At 67.5% G+C, this 16,302-nt stretch carries 15 protein-coding genes and 3 pseudogenes; 8 read left to right on the top strand and 10 right to left on the bottom strand.

What is annotated here, in order from left to right; all coding sequences use genetic code 11:
• Positions 1 to 15: 15 nt before the first annotated feature.
• On the top strand, positions 16 to 1,122 hold the full coding sequence (locus tag BN4346_RS38730; RefSeq protein WP_067974037.1) for a branched-chain amino acid aminotransferase: 1,107 nt from the start codon (positions 16 to 18) through the stop codon (positions 1,120 to 1,122).
• Positions 1,123 to 1,130: 8 nt separating this feature from the next.
• Here the strand turns inward: BN4346_RS38730 and BN4346_RS49520 are convergent, their stop codons facing one another.
• The 4 genes and pseudogenes from BN4346_RS49520 to BN4346_RS38715 form a co-directional block, all read right to left on the bottom strand.
• Positions 1,131 to 1,256: a hypothetical protein gene (locus tag BN4346_RS49520; RefSeq protein WP_268811484.1), complete on the bottom strand. Its 126-nt coding sequence runs from the start codon at positions 1,254 to 1,256 to the stop codon at positions 1,131 to 1,133.
• Positions 1,257 to 1,441: 185 nt separating this feature from the next.
• Positions 1,442 to 1,957 (bottom strand): annotated as a pseudogene (locus BN4346_RS38725) (adenosylcobinamide-GDP ribazoletransferase); the annotation flags it as partial.
• 20 nt (positions 1,958 to 1,977) lie between these two features.
• Positions 1,978 to 2,322, bottom strand: a pseudogene (locus tag BN4346_RS38720) (nicotinate-nucleotide--dimethylbenzimidazole phosphoribosyltransferase); the annotation flags it as partial.
• A gap of 31 nt (positions 2,323 to 2,353) precedes the next feature.
• Positions 2,354 to 3,028 (bottom strand): DUF3043 domain-containing protein, encoded by a 675-nt coding sequence (locus tag BN4346_RS38715; protein WP_067974034.1) that lies wholly within the window; start codon positions 3,026 to 3,028, stop codon positions 2,354 to 2,356.
• 69 nt (positions 3,029 to 3,097) lie between these two features.
• Between BN4346_RS38715 and BN4346_RS38710 the strand changes: the two genes are divergently transcribed.
• The 3 genes from BN4346_RS38710 to BN4346_RS38700 all read left to right on the top strand — a co-directional run bounded on the left by BN4346_RS38710 (position 3,098) and on the right by BN4346_RS38700 (position 5,847).
• On the top strand, positions 3,098 to 4,225 hold the full coding sequence (locus BN4346_RS38710) for a glycerate kinase family protein (RefSeq protein ID WP_067974032.1): 1,128 nt from the start codon (positions 3,098 to 3,100) through the stop codon (positions 4,223 to 4,225).
• Between the two features lie 165 nt (positions 4,226 to 4,390).
• Positions 4,391 to 4,750, top strand: a complete 360-nt coding sequence (erpA, locus tag BN4346_RS38705) for an iron-sulfur cluster insertion protein ErpA (protein WP_067974028.1) — start codon at positions 4,391 to 4,393, stop codon at positions 4,748 to 4,750.
• 122 nt (positions 4,751 to 4,872) lie between these two features.
• Positions 4,873 to 5,847, top strand: a complete 975-nt coding sequence (locus tag BN4346_RS38700; RefSeq protein WP_067974025.1) for a carbohydrate kinase family protein — start codon at positions 4,873 to 4,875, stop codon at positions 5,845 to 5,847.
• A gap of 84 nt (positions 5,848 to 5,931) precedes the next feature.
• On the opposite strand, the gene asnB is transcribed toward BN4346_RS38700, so the two are convergent.
• Positions 5,932 to 7,878, bottom strand: a complete 1,947-nt coding sequence (asnB, locus tag BN4346_RS38695; protein WP_067974022.1) for an asparagine synthase (glutamine-hydrolyzing) — start codon at positions 7,876 to 7,878, stop codon at positions 5,932 to 5,934.
• Positions 7,879 to 8,062: 184 nt separating this feature from the next.
• On the opposite strand from asnB, the gene ctaC reads away from it, so the two are divergent.
• The 4 genes and pseudogenes from ctaC (at position 8,063) to BN4346_RS38675 (ending at position 11,169) form a co-directional block, all read left to right on the top strand.
• Positions 8,063 to 9,142: an aa3-type cytochrome oxidase subunit II gene (gene ctaC / locus BN4346_RS38690; protein ID WP_067974020.1), complete on the top strand. Its 1,080-nt coding sequence runs from the start codon at positions 8,063 to 8,065 to the stop codon at positions 9,140 to 9,142.
• A 10-nt stretch (positions 9,143 to 9,152) separates the two neighbouring features.
• Complete coding sequence (locus tag BN4346_RS38685; RefSeq protein ID WP_067974017.1) at positions 9,153 to 9,572, top strand: cytochrome c oxidase subunit 4; 420 nt, start codon at positions 9,153 to 9,155, stop codon at positions 9,570 to 9,572.
• A 130-nt stretch (positions 9,573 to 9,702) separates the two neighbouring features.
• Positions 9,703 to 10,531, top strand: a pseudogene (locus BN4346_RS38680) (MmpS family transport accessory protein).
• Positions 10,528 to 11,169, top strand: a complete 642-nt coding sequence (locus tag BN4346_RS38675; protein ID WP_067974014.1) for a DUF2561 family protein — start codon at positions 10,528 to 10,530, stop codon at positions 11,167 to 11,169. The pseudogene BN4346_RS38680 and the gene BN4346_RS38675 overlap by 4 nt, the downstream one beginning before the upstream one ends.
• A 13-nt stretch (positions 11,170 to 11,182) precedes the next feature.
• Here the strand turns inward: BN4346_RS38675 and BN4346_RS38670 are convergent, their stop codons facing one another.
• Genes BN4346_RS38670 through ctaE form a run of 5 tightly spaced genes read right to left on the bottom strand, consistent with a single transcriptional unit; the run spans position 11,183 to position 16,139 of the window.
• Positions 11,183 to 11,809 carry a pyridoxine/pyridoxamine 5'-phosphate oxidase gene (locus tag BN4346_RS38670; RefSeq protein WP_078058709.1) on the bottom strand — a complete coding sequence of 209 codons (627 nt, stop codon included), beginning with the start codon at positions 11,807 to 11,809 and terminating at the stop codon, positions 11,183 to 11,185.
• A gap of 58 nt (positions 11,810 to 11,867) precedes the next feature.
• Positions 11,868 to 13,493 carry a cytochrome bc1 complex cytochrome b subunit gene (gene qcrB, locus BN4346_RS38665; protein ID WP_067974010.1) on the bottom strand — a complete coding sequence of 542 codons (1,626 nt, stop codon included), beginning with the start codon at positions 13,491 to 13,493 and terminating at the stop codon, positions 11,868 to 11,870.
• The gene (gene qcrA, locus BN4346_RS38660) at positions 13,490 to 14,659 is read right to left on the bottom strand and encodes a cytochrome bc1 complex Rieske iron-sulfur subunit (RefSeq protein ID WP_067974443.1); all 1,170 of its coding nucleotides are present in this window, start codon (positions 14,657 to 14,659) and stop codon (positions 13,490 to 13,492) included. The genes qcrB and qcrA overlap by 4 nt, the downstream gene beginning before the upstream one ends.
• Entirely contained in the window at positions 14,656 to 15,531 is an 876-nt protein-coding gene (gene qcrC / locus BN4346_RS38655; protein WP_235653663.1) for a cytochrome bc1 complex diheme cytochrome c subunit, read from the bottom strand. The genes qcrA and qcrC overlap by 4 nt, the downstream gene beginning before the upstream one ends.
• The gene (gene ctaE, locus BN4346_RS38650) at positions 15,528 to 16,139 is read right to left on the bottom strand and encodes an aa3-type cytochrome oxidase subunit III (protein WP_067974006.1); all 612 of its coding nucleotides are present in this window, start codon (positions 16,137 to 16,139) and stop codon (positions 15,528 to 15,530) included. The genes qcrC and ctaE overlap by 4 nt, the downstream gene beginning before the upstream one ends.
• Positions 16,140 to 16,302: the final 163 nt, after the last annotated feature.

Raw genomic sequence — 16,302 nt, 5'->3', positions numbered from 1 at the left:
TTATACAATCGCTGCATGACGCGCAGCCTCCTCGAGTTCCATGTGTCGGTTACCGCAAACCCGACGCCCGACGAGGTGCGCGAATCCATTTTGGCGGACCCGGGTTTCGGTAAGTACCACACCGACCACATGGTGTCGATCGACTACACCGTGGATGCGGGTTGGCACAATGCGCGGGTCATCCCTTACGGGCCCATCGAACTGGACCCCTCGGCCATCGTCCTGCACTACGCGCAGGAAGTGTTCGAAGGGCTCAAGGCCTACCGGTGGACGGACGGATCGATCGTCTCGTTCCGGCCCGAGGCAAATGCTGCCCGGATGCGGGCCTCGTCGCGGCGGCTGGCCATCCCGGAGCTGCCTGATGATCTGTTCATCGAGTCGTTGCGGCAGTTGATCGCCGTGGACGGCGCCTGGGTCCCGGCGCCCGGCGGTGAGGAATCGCTGTACCTGCGCCCGTTCGTCTTCGCCACCGAGCCGGGACTGGGGGTGCGCCCGGCCAACGAGTACCGCTGCCTGGTGATGGGCTCACCGGCCGGGGCGTACTTCAAGGGTGGAATCAAGCCGGTGAGCGTGTGGCTGTCGACGGAGTACGTGCGGGCCTGCCCCGGCGGTACCGGCGCCGCCAAGTTCGGCGGCAACTACGCTGCGTCGCTGGTCGCCCAGGCGCAGGCTGCCGACAACGGCTGCGACCAGGTGGTGTGGCTGGATGCGGCCGAGCGGCGCTACGTCGAAGAGATGGGCGGGATGAACCTGTTCTTCGTGTTCGGCACCGGTGGCTCGGCACGTCTGGTCACCCCGGAGCTTTCTGGCTCACTGTTGCCCGGTATCACGCGGGATTCGTTGCTGCAGTTGGCAACTGATGCTGGGTTTAGTGTCGAAGAACGCAAGATCGATGTCAGTGAATGGCAGAAGAAGGCCGCTTCGGGCGAGATCACCGAGGTCTTCGCCTGCGGGACGGCCGCTGTCATCACCCCGGTATCGCTGGTCAAATCCGCGGACGGCGAGTTCACCATCGCCGACGGCCAGCCCGGTGAGGTCACCATGGCGCTGCGCGACACTCTGACCGGCATCCAGCGCGGTACCTTCGCCGACACCCACGGATGGATGGCCCGGCTCGACTGAGTCGCAGCTCAGCCCACCGGATCCGGCGGCAGGCTGACGTCGTCGACCACCGGCGACCACTCCAGGGCTATGCGGTCGCAACAGTCGGGGTAGTCAACGTCACCTTCGTCGTCATCGGCGGTGTCATCTGTCATCGCTTTTCGTGACTCCCGACTGCGCTTGCTGTAGTTCTGATGGCGAACCATCGACGCGCCTCCCCGTGGACGAGATGTTAATGCCGACCAAATTTTTACAAAACTACCCTGAAGGTAAGAAATTAGGGGGTAGAAATGTGTATCAGCTCGGAGAAATATGTCAGTTGCCTGAGTGGTCTCGGTGGTCAGAGCGCGGCGAGCGTCACCGCGACCAGTGTTGTCGTCCACTCGATAACGGCTCCCAGAACATCGCCGGTGATACCACCGAGGCGCCGCACACAGCGTTTTACCAGCAAGGCGGTACAACCCAGGGCCAGGGCGACGGCAACCGGACCCTGCCACGGCGCCGAGCCGGCGGGTATCGCCGCGACCAGCACTGCCACCACCCAGGCGGCCGCGACCGGCAGTGGCTGACTGCCGGCCACCGTGGCGCCCAGCATGCTTCCGGCCGCGGCCGGCACCGAGCGCCGGCAGGCCAACACCGCGGCCACCCGGCCCGCGCAGACCGCGAGCACGATCTGCCCGGCGCCCAGCATGGGGAAGGTCGTTGCCTGCAGGCCGATCACCAGCACCACCGCGACGACACCGAACGGGCCGGTCGATCCCTCGCGCATCACCTGCAGCGCCTGCGGAGCGGGCCGGGCGCACCCCAATCCATCGGCGGTGTCGGCCNCACCTTGTAGACGCTGGACTCTCTCGACGTCCCGGGGGAGTGGGTCGCATCGTCATTGACGGCCATGTCCACCACCCGCACCCCGGCCCCGCCGATGGTGGCCAGCGCGTTAATGGCCGCCCCGCCGCGGTCGATGTTGGCGACCATCTGCGCCGTCACCTCCGCGGGGTAGGCGGACACCCGCCCCCGGGTTACGCCGTGATCGCCGGCGAACACCACAATGCGAACACGTTCGAACTGTCTCGGCGGACAGTGCCCCTGGCAGGCCGCCGCCCACACCGAAAGGGCCTCCAGGCGGCCCAGGGAACCCGCCGGTTTGGTCAGCGAATCTTGCCTGGCCCGGGCGGCCGCTGCCACCGCGGAATCGGGTGGGCTGACCGGTGGGAAATCCACGAAATCCAAGGTAGTCGGCCCCGATTCGGGCTCAGTCGAGACGTTCGCCGCGCCGCACCTGCGGGCGCGGTGCCCGCATGCGGCGCAGGGTGGATGCGCGGCTGGCGGCGTAAAGTCCCAGCTTCCAACGGCTTTCGACACTGTCCGGGAACTTGGCGTCAACCATCCGGCCGGCCTTGCGGGCCACCAGCACCCCGTCGACGGCCATCAAGACCATCAGCAGCATCATCGCCGGCGAAATGTAGAACTGAATCTGCGGGACCGCCATCATGATGAACATCAGCCCCAGCGCGACCGGCATGAACAGGCCCAGCAGGTTGTATCGGGCGTCGACGATGTCGCGAACGTACCGGCGCACCGGGCCGCGGTCGCGTTCCAACAAGGCCGCCTCGTCGCCGGACAGCATCCGTGCCCGGCGGTCGGCCATTCGCTCACGGCGCTCCGCCTTGGCGATCCGGCGTTCCTCCTTGCTCAGCTTCGGGCCGGCCAGCGACTTGCGCCGGGCCCGGGCTTCCGCGGAGGTCATCGGAGCCGGCGCCACCGGGCCGCGGCGCTTGCCGTCGCCGCGCTTGGGGGTGGGCCGGCCTTTGGGAGCGGTGACGCCGCCACGCGCGGAGTCCTCGGACTCGGCGCCGTCGACAGAGACGGCGGAGACCACGGACTCAGCGGACTGAGTCTCGCCTTTTCGGCGCCCCGGCAACTTCACGCCCGCCAGATTACTTGCCCGCCCCGCCCGGCCTGCGTCGCCGTCCGCGCGGCTCGATACCCTGCAGAGATGGCTGATCACCCGGGTGCCGGCGGCTCCGCCGGTTCCGGCGCACGGGCGCTTCGGGTCCTGATCGCGCCGGACTGTTTCGGCGAGAGCCTGACCGCAGTACAGGCCGCCGCCGCCATCTCGACGGGCTGGCATCGCAGCCGGCCCCACGACCGGCTGGCCATCGCACCGCAATCTGACGGCGGCCCGGGCTTCGTCGCGGTGCTGGCCACCGCGCTGGGCGCGGTGCAGCAGTCCCGGGTCAGCGGACCGCTCGACGACCCGGTCGACGCCGAGTGGGTTTGGGACGCCGCAGCCAACACGGCTTACCTGGAATGCGCCCAGGCATGTGGCTTGGGACTGCTCGGCGGACCCCCATCGCCGCGGACCGCGCTGGCCGCCCACAGCACCGGCGTGGGCCAGCTCGTCGCCGCGGCGCTGGCGGCCGGGGCGCAGCGAATCGTGCTGGGACTCGGCGGCAGCGCCTGCACCGACGGCGGCCGCGGCATGGTCGATGAACTGGGCGGCCTGGCCGCCGGACGCCGGCGGCTCGCCGGGGTCGAATTGGTCGCCGCCTGCGACGTGGAATACCCGCTACTGGGCCCGTGGGGCTCGGCCCGCGTGTTCGGGCCGCAGAAGGGCGCCGACGCGGCCACGGTCGCGGTACTCGAGAGCCGGCTGGCCGCCTGGGCAACCGAACTGGACGCCGCCGCCGGATGGGCGGCCAGCGCCGCGTCGGGCGCCGGGGCGGCCGGGGGAATCGGAGCAGCCGTGCTGGCCCTGGGCGGCACCGTCGAATCCGGGGCGGAGATCGTGGCCCGCCACACCGGTCTGGACGCCGCGCTCGCCGACGCCGACGTCCTGGTCACCGGCGAGGGCCACTTCGATCAGCAGTCGCTGCACGGAAAAGTGGTCGGTTCGCTGGCGGCTGCGGCCCGGGCGCGGGCGATCCCGCTGCTGGTGCTGGCCGGACAGATCAGCCTGGACGAGCCCGCATTGCAGTCGGCCGGGGTGGTGGCCGCCCGGGCAATCGCCGACTACGCCGGCTCGGTAGGGCTGGCGCTGATCGATGCCGCCAACCAGCTGATCGGGCTGACCGCCGTCACCGCGGCGCAGATCGGCGGCCGCGCGGCGCGTTCGCCCGGGTGATTCGGCGGTCCAGCTTCGCCTCTCCTGCGTCGAGCCTCGCTGACCGCCGGGCTCGTCGCGTCGATAGGGAACACGTTGGCGCAGGGTATCGTTGTTGAGGTGGGCTCGAACGCCTTGAGTCGAGGCCGGGCCCGCCCCCATGATCAACCGCAATAGGGAGACGCAATGACTGTTCAGGATCAGTCGACCACCGAGTCTCAGGGCAACGTCGTCTTGACCGATGAGGCCGCGGCCAAGGTGAAAGCGCTGCTGGAACAGGAGGGTCGTGACGACCTGACCCTGCGGATCTCGGTCCAGCCGGGGGGCTGCGCCGGCCTGCGCTACAACCTGTTCTTCGACGACCGCAGCCTCGACGGTGACGTGGTCACGGAGTTCAACGGCGTCACGCTGACCGTCGACCGGATGAGCGCGCCGTACCTGCAGGGTGCCGAGATCGGCTACGCCGACCAGATCGACAAGCAGGGCTTCACCATCGAGAACCCCAACGCCGGCGGCTCGTGCTCGTGCGGCGACTCGTTCAACTGAGCACCTGATATCACCTGCAAGCCGGGCGTTTTGTGCTGCCCGGCGGCGGACCGGCAGTACCGGACCGCTACCGTGGGTACCCACATCCAGGCCCATGGTGACACTACGAGGGGGATTGTTCAGTGACGATTGCGGTGACCGGTTCGATCGCGACCGACCATCTGATGCGCTTTCCGGGTCGGTTCTCCGAACAGCTGCTGGCCGATCACCTGCAGAAAGTTTCGCTGAGCTTCCTGGTCGATGACCTGGTGGTGCACCGCGGTGGCGTAGCGGGCAACATCGCCTTCGCCATCGGTGTGCTCGGTGGTGATGCGGCCCTGGTCGGCGCCGCCGGCGCTGACTTCGCCGACTACCGGCAGTGGCTGGTGTCCAACGGTGTCAACTGCGACCACGTGCTGACCTCGACGACCGCGCACACGGCCCGCTTTGTCTGCACCACTGACCAGGACATGGCCCAGATCGCGTCGTTCTACCCGGGCGCGATGTCGGAGGCCCGCAACATCTCGCTGGCCAAGCTGGTCGAGGCCACCGGGAAGCCGGAGCTGGTGATCGTCGGGGCCAACGACCCCGAGGCGATGTTCTTGCACACCGAGGAGTGCCGCAAGCTGGGGCTGGCGTTCGCCGCCGACCCGTCGCAGCAGCTGGCCCGGCTGACCGGGGATGAGATCCGCAAGCTCATCGACGGTGCCGCCTACCTGTTCACCAATGACTACGAGTGGGACCTGCTGCTGTCCAAGACCGGCTGGACCGAGGCCGACGTCATGAAGCAGGTCGGGCTGCGGGTGACCACCCTGGGCGGCGACGGCGTCGACATCGTCTCCCCGGACGGCTCCCGCGTCCACGTCGGCGTGGTTCCGGAGAAGTCCCAGACCGACCCGACCGGGGTCGGCGACGCCTTCCGCGCCGGCTTCCTCACCGGACGCAGCGCCGGGTTGAGCCTGGAGCGCTCCGCGCAGCTCGGTTCGCTGGTGGCGGTGCTGGTGCTGGAATCCACCGGAACCCAGGAATGGGTGTGGGACCGTGCCGCGGCGGTGAGCCGATTGGCCGATGCCTACGGCGATGCCGCCGCCGCCGAGATCGACGCCGCGCTCAAGTAACCTGCCGAGCAGACGCAGAATCGCCTCGCAGCGGTTTGCCGGATGCGATTCTGCGTCTGCTCGCGGGGGTGAAAGCCCAGGGGCTCAAAGCCGCACGGGGTAGTCCGGCTCCCTGATGACCGGTACCACGCTGTGCTCGACGAAGATCGCGTGCCACAGCATGAAGATCAGCACCGTCCACAGTCGACGGCTGTGATCGGCGGTGCCGACGCGGTGCTCGTCGAGCATCGTGCGCACCGCGGCGACATCGATCAGGTGATCGGCACCGGTGGCGTCCACCATCGCGTACGCCCACTCCAACAGCTCACCGGCGCGCAGCCAGTGCCGCAACGGCACCGGGAAGCCGAGCTTGGGGCGGTGCAGCACATGCGCGGGAATGATCGGCTCCAGTGCGCGGCGCAGCGCGTACTTGGTGGTGGTGCGGGTGATCTTGGCCGACACCGGAAGGCGCGACGCCACCGCGAACACCTCGGGGTCCAAGAACGGCACCCGCAGCTCCAGCGAATTGGCCATCGTCATCTTGTCGGCCTTGACCAGGATGTCGCCGCGCAGCCAGGTGAACAGATCGATGTGCTGCATCCGGGCCACCGGATCCCAGCCGGCGGATTCGGCATACACCGGGGCGGTGACGTCGGTGTGGGTCCAGTCGGGGGAGAAGCCGGGCAGCACCGCACGCAGTTGTTCGTCGGAGAAGCTGCGTGCGTTGCCGTAGTAGCGCTCCTGCAGCGTGAGCGACCCGCGGTGCAGCAGGCTCTTGCCGCGCATTCCCTCGGGCAACGGCCGCGACGCCTTGCCCAGCGATCGGCGCACCGGTGCCGGCAGGTAGTCGAACGGACGCAGCGACAGCGGCTCTCGATAGATCGTGTAGCCGCCGAACAACTCGTCGGCGCCCTCGCCGGAGAGCACCACCTTGACGTGCTTACGGGCTTCGGCGGCGATGAAGTACAGCGGGACCAGTGCCGGGTCGGCGACCGGGTCGTCGAGGTACCAGACGATCTCCGGCAGCGCGGCGACGAACTCGGCCGGGCTGACCACCTTGACCACGTGCCGGGCGCCGATCGCCTCGGCGGACGCAGCGGCGACGTCGACCTCGGAGAAGCCTTCGCGCTCGAACCCAGTGGTGAAGGTGATCAGCTTCGGGTTGTGGCGCATCGCCAGCGCCGCGATCGCGGTGGAGTCGATTCCTCCGGACAGGAACGCGCCCACGGTGACGTCGGCCCGCATGTGCTTGGCGACCGAATCCTCGAGTACCGCGGTGATCTCGTCGTAGCGCGCCTGTTCGGTGTCGCGGGTGATCGGGGTGGCGTCGAACCGCGGCCGGAAGTAGCGGGTGGTCTCCGGCGTACCGCCGGGCCGAATCCGGGCGTAACAGCCCGATTCCAGCCGGCGAATGCCCAGGTGCAGCGTCTCCGGTTCCGGCACGTACTGCAGCACCGTGTAGTGCTGGACGGCGCGAGTGTCGATTTCGGTGTCGAACCCCACCTGCTCGGCCAGGTCCAGCAGGCATTTCTTCTCGCTGCCCACCACCGTGCCGCCCGGACCGGACGCCATGAACAGCGGCTTGATTCCGAACGGGTCGCGGGCGCAGAACAGCTCGCCGGCCACGGTGTCCCACACTGCGAAGGCGAACATGCCCCGCAGCCTGGTCAGGACCTCGGCGCCCCAGTAGTGGTAGGCCGCGACGATCGCCTCGCCGTCACCGTCGGTGGCAAACACTGCGCCGTGCTCGGCGGCCAGCTCTTCGCGCAGTTCCAGGTAGTTGTAGATCTCACCGTTGAACACCAGTTCGTAGCGCTCCGGGGCCTCTGGCGGACCCCACCGCATGGGCTGGTGCGAATGGGCGATGTCGATGAACGACAGCCGGTTGAACCCGAACACCACGCGGTCGCCGGCCCAGATGCCGCCTGGCTCGTCCGGACCGCGGTGGCGCATCAGGTGGGTCGCGCGCGACACCGCGCCGGCGACTTCGGCCACATCAGGGCCGGGTGTCGTGCCGGCCGGGGCACATACGAAGGCCAGCAGTCCACACATCGGGTCCCAGTATGCCGCACCGGTATCGGCCCCTGCCTGCGCAGGGCCGGTGCGGACCGGGGGAGTCGGATGAGGCGGTCAACACAGTGCGGCGACAAACCGGCAGGTACATCAAACCTCGGTGATCCGGGTGGTCTACGCTGCGTAGTATTCGACTGCTCCGCCGGGTCAGTCGGCCCGTTCTGTGACTCGAGGAGGCACCAACGTGACACGTCGCGGGCAGGGCGTTGCACATCGCCGTCTGCTTCGACCGCTGACCGCGGTCAGCGTGCTCGGACTGCTGGCGGTGACGCTCAGCGGTTGCAGCGTCGACTGGACCGATGTGGTCGGCTTCGGCTGGCCCAAGGGCATCACGCCAGAGGCGCAGGCCAACTACCAGCTGTGGATCGGCATGGTCATCGCTTCGGTGGTGATCGGTGGGCTCGTCTGGGGAATGATCTTCTGGTCGATGATCTTCCACCGCAAGAAGGCGACCGACACCGAACTGCCGCGCCAGTTCGGCTACAACATGCCGCTGGAACTCGGCCTGACCGTCGTGCCGTTCCTGGCCGTCGCGGTGATCTTCTACTTCACCGTTGTCGTGCAGGAGAAGATGCTGCACCACGAGCCGAACCCCGAGGTGGTCGTCGACGTCACCGCCTTCCAGTGGAACTGGAAGTTCGGTTACCAGAAGGTCGACTTCCACGACCACACGCTCAGCTACGACGGCGTGGACCAGCCCCGCAAGGACGCCATGACCTCCAAGCCCGAGGGCGTGGACGCGCACGGCGAAGAGCGGGTCGGACCGGTCCAGGGTCTGAACACCGAGGACCGCACCTACCTGAACTTCGACAAGATCGAGACGGTCGGCACCACCGGCGAGATCCCGGTGCTGGTGCTGCCGAGCGGTAAGCGCATCGAGTTCGTGCTCAACTCGGCCGACGTCATCCACTCCTTCTGGGTGCCCGAGTTCCTGTTCAAGCGCGACGTCATCGCCTGGCCCGAGCGCAACAACCAGGTGAACACCTTCCAGGTCGCCGAGATCACCAAGGAGGGCGCGTTCGTCGGCCACTGCGCCGAGATGTGCGGCACCTACCACGCGATGATGAACTTCGAAGTCCGGGTGGTCTCGCCCAATGACTTCAAGGCCTATCTGGATCAGCGCATCGCCGGAAAGACCAACGCCGAGGCGCTGGAGGCGATCAAACAGGACCCGTTGGCGACCACCACGTTCCCGTTCGACAGCCGCCGTGGCCTGCTAGCCCCGCAAGCCAGCAACAAGTAGGGACAACCGCATGCGCATCGAATCCAGGCTGTTCGAGTTCGTCGCCACCTTCTTCCTGGTGGTCGGGGTGATCTACGCGGTGCTGACCGGGAAGTTCGCCACCGGCGGTGTGGAATGGGCCGGCACTACCGCGCTGTTCCTGACCGGCATGATGGCCATGATCGTGGCCACCTTCTTCCGGTTCGTGGCGCGCCGGCTGGACACCCGGCCCGAGGACTACGAGGCGGCCGAAGTCAGTGACGGCGCCGGCGAGTTGGGCTTCTTCAGCCCGCACAGCTGGTGGCCGATTCTGATCGCGTTGTCTGGCTCGGTGGCGGCCGTCGGGATCGCACTGTGGCTCCCGTGGCTGATCGCCGCCGGAGTGGTGTTCGTGTTGTCGAGCGTGGCCGGACTGGTCTTCGAGTACTACATCGGCCCCGAGAAACACTGACCACATCTGCGCCGCGGCCGCCGTGTCGACCCGCTTGGGTAGGGTTGCCGAGGCACAATGACCAACGGTGGTTGATGTCGACCGCAACCGGTCAGGTCGCGGCGCGGCGGTTTGAACAGGATAGGCGGGAATGAGCGGGCCGAATCCCCCAGAGACGGGCTCTGGAGACGAGGGCTCCGGCAAAGGTCAGCCGGCTTCTGACATGGCTCCCGACGCAGGTGCGGGCGGGGAGATTCAGCCGCTGGACGATGTGGCTGCCACCCCGGCATCCGTGCCGGCAGACAATACCGCGTACTCGCAGGCCTACTCGGCGCCCGAATCCGAGCAGTTTCTGAGCGGCCCCTACGTTCCGGTGGACCCGCGGCTCTACGACTACGACAACTACGACGTGCCCGAGGAACCGGAGCCAGGCGCCAAGACGCCCCGGTGGCCGTGGGTGGTCGGTGTCACCGTGATCATCGCCGCGGTCTCCCTGGTGGTGTCGGTGGCATTGCTGTTCGCCCGCACCGAGACCCACGAGCTGGCGACGCCCGCCACCACGAGCAGCACGGTCTCGGTGCCGCCGGTACAGGACGAGATCACCCGGACCAGCACCAGCACCACGGTGCCGCCGCCCCCCCCGCCCAGCAGCGGCACCCGTGCCATCGACCACGACGCAGGAGACCACCACGACCACGCAGGCGAAACCGCTGCAGGTGACCTACTCGGTGACGGGCACCAAGGCGCCGTTCGACCAGATCACGATCACCTACGTGGATGCCTCCGGGCAACGTCGTACCCAGCGCAACGCCTACATCCCGTGGTCGCTGACCCTGACCCCGATCTCCCAGTCGGAGATCGGTTCGGTGGAGGCGACCAGCATGCTGCGGTTGAGCAAACTCAACTGCTCGATTACCAGCAGTGACGGTAGGGTGTTGTTCTCCAACAGCAATGACGCACCGGCGACGAGCTGCGGATGACCGGCGGGAACATGGTAGATCGATTCATTCGACCGGGGCAGTCCCCGGAGATGACCGACCGCATCCTGCTGGGCGCGTGTGCCGCGATCTGGTTGACGCTGCTCGGTATGAGTGTGGCGGCCACGGTGGCACTGGTGGATCTCGGGCGGGGCTTTCACGAGCCGACCAGGAGTTCTCATAGCGGCCTGCTCTACATCGTGATCGGCGCCTCGGCGTTGGTCATTCTCGCGGCCATTCCGGTGCTGTTGCGGGCACGCCAGCCCGGCCCGCCGCGGGCCCCCGGCTTCCCGTCCCAGACGCCGGCCAAGCCGCCGCGCCCGAACGCCCAGAACGCCCCGCTTCAGCAGCCCGGCTTCGACGCTCCGGGCCGGCGGGCGACCGGTACCCGCCAGGTGCTGCCCAACCAGGCTCAGGTGGACCGGGTGCTGCTGCGGGGTATCACGGTGCTGGCCGCCGCGTTGGGTGGTGCGTTGACCTTGGTCGCGTTGGCCACCTATCTGATGGCCGTCGGCAAGGACACCGGCTCGTGGGTCTGCTACGGGCTGGCCGGGGTCGGCGCTGCGGCCATGCCGGTGATTCCGTGGCTGTACCTGCGTCGCCTGGGTGACGTGCTGGAACTGCCGTCGCGTTTCGGCTGAGCCACCTGACCGGCTACGGCCAGAGCAGCGTCGTTGACCAGCTCGTCCCGTCTCGCTCATAACGCAGCCTGCGGTGCCGGCGGGTGGGGTCGGCCTGCCAGAATTCGACGGCGTCGGCCCGTACCGCATACGACACCCACTCGACGGGCACTAGGGCGGGGGAGCGCTCAAGTTCCAGCCGCGCCTTGGCAAGCGCCTCGGTGAGCTCGGCCGGATCGGTATAGGGCTCGCTCTGCCGGCCGGTGAGCACCATCGCTCGGGCGCCGTCGGAGCGGGCCAGGAAATCGTCGGCGGTCACCGGTGGCGGATCGGGGAGGGCCGTGCCGTCGACCCTGACCTGACGACCCAATGTGGGCCAGTAAAACGTCAGTGAGACAGCCGGATTGCGGGCCAGTTCGGCGCCCTTGCGACTGGCCGAACTGACTCCGAAATGCCAGCCGGCGGCGTCGATGTCCTTGAGTATCAGCACCCGCGCAGACGGCCGCGCGCCGCCCGTGCCGGCGGCTTCGACCGTCGACAACGTCATCGCATGGGGTTCCACCACACCGCTGTCGACAGCGTGCAGCAACCATTGGATGAACAGTGCGACAGGATCGGCCGGTGCCTGCGCCGGGTCGAATTCCGGTGCCGCACCAACCAAAACGGGCAGCCCGCGCAGGAGATTGCGCAGGCTGCCCGATTGTTCGGACCCAGTGGGCCTAATGGTGACCGTTGGTGTTACCGCCTTGGTGCTCGGCCAGCGCGGTCAGCGCACGCCGTTCGCTGGCGTGTGCCGCCTCGTTGAGCGCGGCGTCCTCGTCGACCGGGTCGGCCGTCAAGAAGCTGCCCCGGCCGGGAGTACCGGCGGAACCCAGCTTGTTCATCTTCTTCGGCAGCGCCGCGCCGGCGTATTCCAGCGGAATCGGGTGGCCGTGGTCGTCGACCGGGCCCAGCGGCTGGTGCAGTTCGATGTAGGCACCGTGCGGCAGCCGCTTGATGATGCCGGTCTCGATACCGTGCTCCAGCACGTCACGGTCACTGCGCTGCAGCCCGATGCACCACCGGTAGGTGGCGAAGAAGATCAGCGGCGGCAGCACCACCATCCCGATGCGGCCGATCCACGTTGTCGCGTTCAGCGAGATGTGGAACTTCCACGCAATGATGTCGTTCATCGCAGCCAGGGTCAGCACCATGTAGAAGCTGATCGCCATGGCTCCGATCGCGGTACGGACCGGTGCGTCCCGGGGACGCTGCAGCAGGTTGTGGTGGGCGTAGTCGCCGGTGAACTTCTTCTCCAGGAACGGGTAGACCATCAGCAGGATGAAGACCGCACCCATGATCAGCGCAACGCCGACCGGACCGGGAATGGTGTGACCGAAGGGGTAGAACTCCCACGCCGGCCACAACCGGGCAAGGCCTTCAGTCCACATCATGTAGAAGTCCGGTTGGCTACCCGCCGACACCTGAGATGGCCGGTAGGGGCCCAGGTTCCAGATCGCGTTGATCTGCAGCAGACCACCCATCAGACCGAGGATGCCGGTGATCATCGCGAAGAACGCGCCCGACTTGATCGCGAAGACCGGCAGCACCCGCACGCCCACGACGTTGGTCTCGGTGCGGCCCGGGCCGGGGAACTGGGTGTGCTTCTGGAACCACACCAGTGCCATGTGTACGCCGATCAAGGCCAAAATGATGCCCGGGATCAGCAGGATGTGCAGGGCGTAGAGCCGGGGGATCAAGATGGTGCCCGGGAAGTCGCCGCCGAACAGCGCCCAGTGCAGCCAGGTGCCGATCACCGGCATGCCCAGCGTGATCGAGGACAGCGCGGCGCGTAGACCGATACCGGACAGCAGATCGTCGGGCAGTGAGTAGCCGAAGTAGCCCTCGAACATCGCCAGGATCAGCAGCAGCGACCCGATCACCCAGTTCGCCTCACGCGGCCGGCGGAACGCGCCGGTGAAGAAGATGCGCGCCAGGTGCACCATGATCGACGCCGCGAACATCAGCGCGGCCCAGTGGTGCAGCTGGCGGACGAACAGGCCGCCGCGGACCTCGAAGGAGATGTCCAGGGCGGACTCGTAAGCCCGCGACATCTGCACGCCGTTGAGCGGCTGGTAGACGCCGTGGTAGATGACCTCGGCCATCGACGGGTCGAAGAACAGCGTCAGGTAGACACCGGACAGCAGCAAGATGATGAAGCTGTACAACGCGATCTCACCGAGCAGGAACGACCAGTGCGTCGGGAAGACCTTGTTGAACTGGCGGCGCAGCGCGGCCGCCGGGTGGTAGCGGGTGTCGATGTCGTCTGCTTGGCGTGCGAGCAGATCGCCGATTGCAGGGCTCATGAGGTGCGCTCCCAGAAGGCCGGTCCGACAGGTTCGATGAAGTCGCCGTTGGCGACCAGATGCCCATTGGCGTCAATGGTGATCGGCAACTGTGCCAGCGCGCGAGCCGCCGGGCCGAAGACCGGCTTGGCGAAGTGCAGCGCGTCGAACTGCGACTGGTGGCACGGGCACAGGATCCGGTAGGTCTGCTGCTCGAACAGCGAAGACGGACAGCCCAGGTGCGAGCAGATCTTGGTGTAGGCGAAGAAGTCGCCGTAGTTGAAGCTCTCCTGGCCTTGGCGCTTGACCACCTTGGGCATGTCGTCGGGCCGGATACGGATCAGCATCACCGGGTTACGGACGCCCATCATGATCGCGGTGAGCTTCTCGTTCGATTCCTCGGTGGTCCCGTCGCCGTCGGACTCCCGCCACGGGAACACCGTCTCCATGCCGCCGGCGTCCAGGTCCTCGGGCCGCATCTTGACGAACGGAGAGTTGGTGCTCTGACCGGTCGCGCGGGCCAGGTAGATCGTCTCGCCGGGGTAGCGCGGGGTCCACCCCGAAGTCCACAGCGCGGCCTTCTTGCCTTCGGCGGTGTCGACGACCGGCTTCCACGGGTTCTTGATCAGGCCGCCGGCGCCGGCCACCAGGGTGCCCAGACCGAACGCGCCGAACCCGACACCCAGCGAGGCGCCCAGCAGCTTGCGTCGCCCGATCGTCGAGCCCTCGAACGCGTCGGTCAGCTGGGCCGCCACGGTCTTACGGTCGATCTCGGGGGAGCTGCCGTCGTGCCGGTCCTGGATGGTGATCTCTTCGGGGATGAACTTCTTGACGAACAGCACCGCGCCGATCGCGATGCACAGCACCGAGAGCCCGAAGGTCAAGCCGTACAGCGGAGTTGCCAGCGAGTAGGCCAAGCCGTCCGGGGACTCCGACGGCGCGTACTCCCACGGCCAGAACAGGAAGACCAGCAGCAGGGCCAGCCCGAAGCCGCCACCGGCCAGGAACCAGGCCGCCACGCGGCGCTCGGCGCGCTTCTCGGCCCGCGTGCCCTCGACCGGCCAGCGCGGCTCCTTGAAGACGGTGTTGACACCGTCGATGCTGCCGCCGAGAGCCAGTAGCTCGTCGTTGGACATCGTCGCCAGTGCCGCGTCGTCAGGAAGTCCGGTCTTGTCGTTGCTGCTCATGAACGTGCCCCGATCCACATTGCCGCGGCGATGGCTGCGACCATGCCGATAATCCAAATCACCATGCCCTCGGGCGCCGGGCCGAACCCGCCGAGCCCGTAACCGCCCGGAGAACGTTCCTCGGTAACGGATTTCACGTAGGCGATGATGTCCTTCTTCTCCTCCATGGAGATCTGCCGGTCGGAGAAGCGCGGCATGTTCTGCGGGCCGGTCAGCATGGCGGTAAGGATCTGCTGCTCGCTGGCCGGCTCCAGGTCGGGAGCGTACTTACCCGAGGACAGCGCGCCGCCCCGGCCGGTGAAGTTGTGGCAGGACGCGCAGTTGAGGCGGAAGAGGTCGCCGCCGCGGCCCAGGTCGTCACCGCGCAGCGACGCCTGCGCGATGCTGCCGTCGGCGTTGCGCACCACGGTGGGGCCGCCGCCATTGGCCTGCACGTAGGCGCCCAGGGCGTCGGTCTGCTTGTCGTCGAAGATCGGGAAGGAGCGGGGGGCCTGCGCCTCACCGCGGACCGCGGGCATCCGGCCACTAGAGACCTGGAAGTAGACGGCGGCCTCGCCGACGCCGATCAAGCTCGGCCCGCGGCCCACCTCACCCTGCAGGTTGGCGCCGTGGCAGCTGACACATGAGGTGTCGAAGAGCTGCTTACCGGTCCGCAGCAGGGCCGACGCCGATTCGTCGGCCACCGCGACCTGTGGGGTCGGGGTCAGCAGCGCGGCCATCCCACCGGCCAGGGCCAGGGCGACCAGCAGCAGCAGTCCGCCGGAGACCCGACGGCGCAGGCGCCGGCGGGCGACGGTGTCGTTGTTGCCAGGTCGGGCCCACTTCTTCAGTGTCTTCAACCGGACACTCCTGTTCATCGGGCGGTTGCTCATCGGATGAAGTAGATCGTGGCGAACAGTGCGATCCACACGATGTCGACGAAGTGCCAGTAGTAGGACACGACGATCGAGGCGGTGGCCTGAGCCGGGGTGAACTTGCTCATCGTGGTGCGCAGCATCAGGAAGATGAAGGCGACCAACCCACCGATGACGTGCAGGCCGTGGAACCCGGTGGTCAGATAGAACACGGTGCCGTAGGCGCTCGACGGGATGGTGGTGCCGTGCGCGACCAGGTGGGAGTACTCGTAGCCCTGACCGCAGACGAAGAACAGTCCCATCAGGAAGGTCAGGAAGTACCACCGGCGCAGCCCGAACACGTCGCCGCGCTCGGCGGCGAACACGCCCATCTGGCAGGTGAACGATGACGCGATCAGCACCAGCGTCACCGGGACCGCCAGCCACAGATTCAGCTCCGTCGGCGGCGGCGGCCAGGCACCACCGGACTGCGCGCGTGCCGTGAAGTACATCGCGAACAAACCGGCAAAGAACATCAACTCACTGGACAGCCACACGATGGTGCCGACGCTGACCATGTTGGGCCGGTTCAGCGAATGCACACGAGAAGTAATGGCAGTACCCGAGGACCCCACAGCGCTCGTCACCCCGCAAGTATGACGCTATGTAGTTGTAGATCTCCACCCGGGGCTGGCAATTCGTTGGAACTGGTCTTGTCTGGGTCGTTACGCGCTCGTTAGCGCTCTGTCCTCCACTTGTTTGCGGCCCTGTTTCCGGTTGGCTTTGGTGTCCCGGCGGCCGCATGCGACG

The sequence above is a fragment of the Mycolicibacter icosiumassiliensis genome (genome assembly GCF_900078685.2).
GTDB classification, from domain to species: Bacteria; Actinomycetota; Actinomycetes; order Mycobacteriales; family Mycobacteriaceae; genus Mycobacterium; species Mycobacterium icosiumassiliensis.
This window is presented reverse-complemented; position numbering and strand designations above follow the sequence as displayed.

Coding starts and splice junctions, on each gene's coding strand:
- BN4346_RS38730 (WP_067974037.1), top strand. CDS start 16: ATGACGCGCAGCCTCCTCGAGTTCCATGTGTCGGTTACCGCAAACCCG.
- BN4346_RS49520 (WP_268811484.1), bottom strand. CDS start 1,256: ATGACAGATGACACCGCCGATGACGACGAAGGTGACGTTGACTACCCC.
- BN4346_RS38710 (WP_067974032.1), top strand. CDS start 3,098: ATGGCTGATCACCCGGGTGCCGGCGGCTCCGCCGGTTCCGGCGCACGG.
- erpA (WP_067974028.1), top strand. CDS start 4,391: ATGACTGTTCAGGATCAGTCGACCACCGAGTCTCAGGGCAACGTCGTC.
- asnB (WP_067974022.1), bottom strand. CDS start 7,878: ATGTGTGGACTGCTGGCCTTCGTATGTGCCCCGGCCGGCACGACACCC.
- BN4346_RS38685 (WP_067974017.1), top strand. CDS start 9,153: ATGCGCATCGAATCCAGGCTGTTCGAGTTCGTCGCCACCTTCTTCCTG.
- BN4346_RS38675 (WP_067974014.1), top strand. CDS start 10,528: ATGACCGGCGGGAACATGGTAGATCGATTCATTCGACCGGGGCAGTCC.
- qcrB (WP_067974010.1), bottom strand. CDS start 13,493: ATGAGCCCTGCAATCGGCGATCTGCTCGCACGCCAAGCAGACGACATC.
- qcrA (WP_067974443.1), bottom strand. CDS start 14,659: ATGAGCAGCAACGACAAGACCGGACTTCCTGACGACGCGGCACTGGCG.
- qcrC (WP_235653663.1), bottom strand. CDS start 15,531: ATGAGCAACCGCCCGATGAACAGGAGTGTCCGGTTGAAGACACTGAAG.